Raw genomic sequence first — 6,013 nt, forward strand, 5'->3', positions numbered from 1 at the left:
TCGGTACTTTCCTGACTCGGACGCTCGTCTCGCGTCCGCGCAAAGAAAAACCCGCGACGCATGAAGCCATCGCGGGTTTCGACATGCTGCGCAAGTGCGCGCATGAAATCTGGTGGGCCCGGCGGGGTTCGAACCCGCGACCAATCGATTATGAGTCGACTGCTCTAACCGCTGAGCTACAAGCCCTGATGAGAAGCAAAGCGTGTCACACGCTGCCCCGACAAAGAAGCCGGGCCGGCATTGTAACAACAAAGGAGACAAACGCCACCGGCATCATGCAGATACCGGCGGCGTTCGCAGGAGAGACGCTGGAAATCAGTTCCCTTCGAGGAACGACTTCAGCTTGTCGGAACGGCTCGGGTGACGCAGCTTGCGCAGCGCCTTGGCCTCGATCTGACGGATCCGCTCGCGCGTGACGTCGAACTGCTTGCCGACTTCCTCGAGCGTGTGATCGGTGCTCATCTCGATACCGAAGCGCATCCGCAGCACCTTCGCCTCACGCGGCGTCAGCGAATCGAGCACGTCCTTCACGACATCGCGCATGCTCGCATGCAGCGCGGCATCCGCCGGCGCGACCGTGTTGTTGTCCTCGATGAAGTCGCCGAGATGGGAATCGTCGTCGTCACCGATCGGCGTTTCCATCGAGATCGGCTCCTTCGCGATCTTCATGATCTTGCGGATCTTGTCTTCCGGCATCTCCATCTTCTCGGCGAGCGTTGCCGGATCCGGCTCGAGACCGGTTTCCTGCAGGATCTGCCGCGAGATGCGGTTCATCTTGTTGATCGTCTCGATCATGTGAACCGGAATACGGATCGTGCGCGCCTGGTCAGCGATCGAGCGCGTGATGGCCTGGCGGATCCACCACGTCGCGTAGGTCGAGAACTTGTAGCCGCGACGGTATTCGAACTTGTCCACCGCCTTCATCAGGCCGATGTTGCCTTCCTGGATCAGGTCGAGGAACTGCAGGCCGCGGTTCGTGTACTTCTTCGCGATCGAGATCACGAGACGCAGGTTCGCCTCGGTCATTTCGCGCTTCGCCTGGCGTGCCTTCAGTTCGCCGGCCGCCATCTGGCGGTTGGTTTCCTTCAGGTCCTTCAGCGGCAGCACGACGCGTGCCTGCAGGTCGAGCAGGCGCTGCTGCTGTTCGCGGATCGCCGGAACGTTACGCGACAGCACCGCGCTGTACGAATGGCCTTCGGCCATGACCTTCTCGGACCAGTCGAGATCCGTCTCGCTGCCCGGGAAGCGCGCGATGAATTCCGAACGCGGCATGCCGCACTTGTCGACGACGATGTGCAGGATCTGACGTTCGACCTGACGCACTTCGTCCACCTGCGCACGCAGCGTGTCGCACAGGCGTTCGACGGTACGCGCGGTGAAGCGGATCGTCATCAGTTCGGTCTGGATCGTTTCCTGCGCCTTCAGGTAGGCCTTCGACTTGTAGCCTTCCTTTTCGAACGCGCGGCGCATCTTGTCGAACCACTCGCTGATCTGCGAGAACTTGTCGAGCGACGCACGCTTGAGGGCTTCGAGCTGGGCGGCGTTGGCCGATGCCTGGGCGGCACCGTCGTCTTCCTCCTCTTCCTCTTCTTCCTCTTCCTCTTCGGCTTCCTCGTCCTCGTTCTCGATCGCTTCCGCTTCCTTCGCGGAGAAGCCGTCGGTATCGGCGGAGTCCGAAGCATTCGGATCGAGCAGGCCGTCGACGAGTTCGTCGACGCGGATCTCTTCGTTCGCGACGCGTTCGGCCATCGCGAGGATGTCGGCGATCGTCGTCGGGCACGCGGAGATGGCCATCACCATGTGGCGCAGGCCGTCCTCGATCCGCTTCGCGATCTCGATTTCGCCTTCGCGCGTGAGCAGTTCGACCGTACCCATTTCACGCATGTACATCCGGACCGGATCGGTCGTGCGGCCGAATTCCGAATCGACGGTGGACAGCGCGACTTCCGCTTCCTCTTCGACTTCATCGTCCGACGACGCGGCGGGCGCGTTGTCGTTCAGGAGCAGCGTTTCCGCGTCCGGAGCCTGCTCGTAGACCGCCACGCCCATGTCGTTGAACGTGCCGATGATGCCTTCGAGGGCTTCGGTCTCGGTGAAGTTGTCCGGCAGGTGGTCGTTGATTTCAGCGTACGTGAGGAAGCCGCGCTCCTTGCCGAGCTTGATCAGCGCGCGCAGTTTCACGCGGCGCTCTTCGAGCTCCTCGGCCGTACCCGGCGTGCTCGTCGCGAACGCTTCCTTCAGTAGCGCCTTTTCCTTGGCGCGACGATCGCGCACCTTGGATTTGCCCGGTGCAGCCGCCGCTGCTGCTGCTGCGGGCTGCTCGTCGCTCTGATTTGCGTCGTCTTCGACGGATACTTCGTTCAGCTTTTTGGTCATGGAGTTCGCCGTACCGGCTATATCGACTCGCGGCTGCTGGACGACAGCCGGTTGAACCGTGGGTACATGAGTAGTACGTACTGCCGTTTCGTCCGCGGCGGCAGTCGTGTCCCTTGCGCTTTTCGCACTTGCCCGCTTCGCCGCCGGCTTGGCCGGCCCGGAGTCGGGTCTGGCGGCAGCCCGTGTTCTGGCTGCCGACGCCGGCGCAACCTGAGCAGTGCCGGCCGCGGTTTTCTTTCCTGCTGGGGCTGACGTGGCTGAAGACGTTGTCCTGGTGGAAGAAGCAGACTTGGCCGCTGTGACCTGCTTGGTCGGCTCCGTCGAGCCCTTGCCTGTTGCTTTCTTTCCGCCTGTCGTCTTTGCCATCGCGATTCTCGCCTCTGCTTAGAAAACAAACCGCTGGAAACCTTATATTATAGCACGCTGGGGAGCCCTCTCTAAGCTCTCCGGCCGCCTACAGCCCGAGCCGACGCTTCATGTCGGTTCGCTGCTGGTTCAATTCCGTCAATTCGGCCAATTCCTCGGGTGTGAAGGTGGATTGCCGCGCCAGCCTGTCAAGCCGGTCGCAGCAAGCGTCGTAACGCATCTTGAGCACCGCCGCCTGCAGTTCCTCCCCCGCGATCCGTTCCTGTTCACGCTGCCGCTCGGGCACCGTCTCGTCTTCCGGATTCTGTAACAGCAAGTCGCGGACGTTTTCATCATAGTCCAGAATTTCGCGGAAGATTTCCTCGTAAGTCGCTCCATTCGAGGACGTCCGCAGGACATCCGACAGCAGCCGGAACTCCGCGCCATCGCCCAGCGCGCGCGCATGATCGACCACTTCCGCGAACAGTTCGCCGATGCGCGGCAATGCGCGCAGGGTCGCGAGCTGCTCGTCGTCGAGCTGCGACGCGATGCGCGGATGCATCACCAGCGTGCGCAACGCGCGCTTTTCGCTGTCCGTCACGCGGCGCCGCTCGCTGCGCGGGGGCGCCTGGCGCGGCGGTGCCGCGATCCGCGTATCGACGTCGGACAGCCCCGCGACCTCCTCGAACGGGATGTCGAGGCGATCGGCGAACATGTGCATGATCTGCGCGCGCAACGCGTTCGCGGGCAGCGCCTGCAACAACGGCTTCGCGTCAAACAGCGCCTTCGCGCGGCCTTCCGGCTGGTCGAGCGCCTTGCCGGAAATTGCTTCGTTCAGCAGAAATTGTGACAGCGGCATCGCGCGCTCGACCTGCTCGGAGAACGCTGCCTCGCCGAACTCGCGTACATAGCTGTCCGGATCGTGCTCGGCCGGCAGAAAAAGGAACCGGATCGTGCGGTTGTCGCCCGCATGCGGCAGGCAGGCCTCGAGCGCGCGCCGGGCCGCCCGTCGCCCGGCCGAATCGCCGTCGAAACTGAAAATGACCGTATCGGTCTGGCGCAGCAGCTTCTGCACGTGAATCGGCGTGCACGCGGTACCGAGCGTCGCGACCGCATTCGGGAACCCGAGCTGCGCGAGCGCGACGACGTCCATGTAGCCTTCGACGACCAGCACGTACTTGCGCTCGCGAATCGCGAGCCGCGCCTCGAACAGCCCGTACAGCTCGCTGCCCTTGTTGAACAGCGGGGTTTCGGGCGAGTTCAGGTACTTCGGCTCGCCGCTGCCGAGCACGCGGCCGCCGAAGCCGATCACCTGCCCCTTCACGTTGCGGATCGGGAACATGATCCGCTCGCGGAACCGGTCGTAGCGGCGCGCAACGCCCTGCGCATCGGTCTTCTCGCTGACGATCACGAGCCCCGACTCGACGAGCGACTCGTCGCGATAGTCCGGGAACGCGGCTTCGAGGTTCTGCCAGCCATCCGGCGCATAGCCGAGCCCGAAGCGCGCGGCGATCTCGCCAGTCAGGCCCCGGTTCTTCAGGTACTGGATCGCGACGGTCGCGCCGCGCAACTGCTTGCGGTAGTAGTCGCACGCGGCGGTCATCGCATCGGACAACGCAGTCGCGACCGATTTCGACACCGGCGCCGGATAGTCGCCGCCACCGCCTCCGCCACCACCTCCACCGCGCATCGACGGCTCGTGCGGCACGGTCAGCCCGACGGACTGCGCGAGGTCCTGCACGGCCTCCGGGAACGTGAGCCCCGCGTGTTCCATCAGGAAGCCGATCGCCGTGCCGTGCGCGCCGCAACCGAAGCAGTGATAGAACTGCTTGGTCGGGCTGACGGTAAACGACGGGCTCTTCTCGTTATGGAACGGGCACAGCCCCATGAAGTTGGCGCCGCCCTTCTTGAGCTGCACGTACTTGCCCACCACGTCGACGATATCGACGCGGTTCAGCAAATCCTGCAGGAACGAATGCGGAATCACCGTGGGATCGAGCGAAAAAAAGACAATACGACACCCCGGCGCACGCACGGCGCGCGCCAGGGAAACAGGGGTTACTTCGTCAGCGCGGCCTTGACCAGCGCGGAAATGGCCGTCATGTCGGCACGGCCGGCGAGCTTGCCCTTCAGCACGCCCATCACCTTGCCCATGTCCTGCGGGCCGGCGGCGCCCGTCTGCGCGACCGCGGCCTGGACTTCGGCAGCCACCTCGGCCTCCGACAGCTGCTCGGGCATGTAACCGCTCAGCACGACCAGTTCGGCCTGCTCCTTCGCGACGAGATCGTCACGGCCGGCTGCCTGGAACTGGCTGATCGAATCCTTGCGCTGCTTGATCATCTTGTCGATCACGGCCGTGATGCCCGCGTCGTCGAGGGTGATCTGATCGTCGACTTCGCGCTGCTTGATCGCGGCCATCAGCAGGCGAATCGTTGCCAGGCGCTCGCTTTCCTTCGCGCGCATCGCGGCCTTCATGTCTTCGCTGATCTGCTCTTTCAAACTCATCTTTCACCCGGGAAGGAAACGTGAATTCGACGCCCGCGAACGGACGTCAACACAAAAACCCGCTTGGGACAATGTCTCAAGCGGGTTGCTCGAATCCGGCATCGGCGGCTCGCCTGATCGATCGCACGATCAGCTCGATCTTCCACGATCGCACGGAGTCGCCGGTGCGCCGCTCAGTGAACCGCGCGGCGCCCAATCGTTCAGTACAGCTTCTTCGGCAGCGTCTGGCTGCGGATACGCTTGTAATGACGCTTCACTGCAGCAGCCTTCTTGCGCTTGCGCTCCGCGGTCGGCTTCTCGAAAAACTCGCGCGCTCGAAGCTCGGTCAGCAGACCGTTCTTCTCGATCGTGCGCTTGAAGCGACGCATTGCAACTTCAAACGGCTCGTTCTCTTTAACGCGAATGATCGTCATGATCCGACACGAATAAAGGATTGCAGGGAAAGACTACCGAGTATAGCAGAGCGATTGCCTAAAGGCACGGGGACTGGTCCCACCAAACGGCGCCAGCCCGGCCCTGTCAAGCGCCGCGCGCATACTCCGCCGCGGCCTGCCCGGCCGCCGTGCCGGACGCCCACGCCCACTGGAAGTTGTAGCCGCCGAGCCAGCCCGTCACGTCCACCGCCTCGCCGACGAAGAACAGCCCGGGCACGCGCGTACTCATCATCGTCGCCGACGACAGGTCGCGCGTATCGACCCCACCCCTCGTCACTTCGGCCTTCTTGTAGCCCTCGGTGCCGTTCGGCGTCAGCGTCCAGCCGGACAGCGCGTCGCCCACCTGGCGCAGC

The 6,013-nt window shown here is 63.6% G+C and carries 5 protein-coding genes and 1 tRNA gene; all 6 read right to left on the reverse strand.

Going from position 1 to position 6,013, the window contains the following annotated elements; genetic code table 11:
* Positions 1-110: 110 nt before the first annotated feature.
* Positions 111-186: transfer RNA gene (locus JYJ84_RS26355), tRNA-Ile, on the reverse strand.
* A gap of 129 nt (positions 187-315) precedes the next feature.
* A complete protein-coding gene (gene rpoD, locus JYJ84_RS26360; RefSeq protein ID WP_175222874.1) occupies positions 316-2,742 on the reverse strand; it encodes an RNA polymerase sigma factor RpoD in 2,427 nt (808 codons plus the stop codon).
* Positions 2,743-2,830: 88 nt separating this feature from the next.
* Complete coding sequence (gene dnaG / locus JYJ84_RS26365; RefSeq protein WP_122949175.1) at positions 2,831-4,708, reverse strand: DNA primase; 1,878 nt, start codon at positions 4,706-4,708, stop codon at positions 2,831-2,833.
* A 71-nt stretch (positions 4,709-4,779) separates the two neighbouring features.
* Positions 4,780-5,226: a GatB/YqeY domain-containing protein gene (locus JYJ84_RS26370; RefSeq protein WP_069251095.1), complete on the reverse strand. Its 447-nt coding sequence runs from the start codon at positions 5,224-5,226 to the stop codon at positions 4,780-4,782.
* A 200-nt stretch (positions 5,227-5,426) separates the two neighbouring features.
* Positions 5,427-5,639, reverse strand: a complete 213-nt coding sequence (rpsU, locus tag JYJ84_RS26375; RefSeq protein WP_006751743.1) for a 30S ribosomal protein S21 — start codon at positions 5,637-5,639, stop codon at positions 5,427-5,429.
* A gap of 106 nt (positions 5,640-5,745) precedes the next feature.
* Positions 5,746-6,013, reverse strand: a 268-nt coding sequence (locus JYJ84_RS26380) for an NAD(P)/FAD-dependent oxidoreductase (RefSeq protein ID WP_205189634.1), incomplete at its 5' end; no start/stop codon positions are given.

Source organism: Burkholderia sp. LMG 13014, from assembly GCF_905232215.1.
Lineage (GTDB): Bacteria > Pseudomonadota > Gammaproteobacteria > Burkholderiales > Burkholderiaceae > Burkholderia.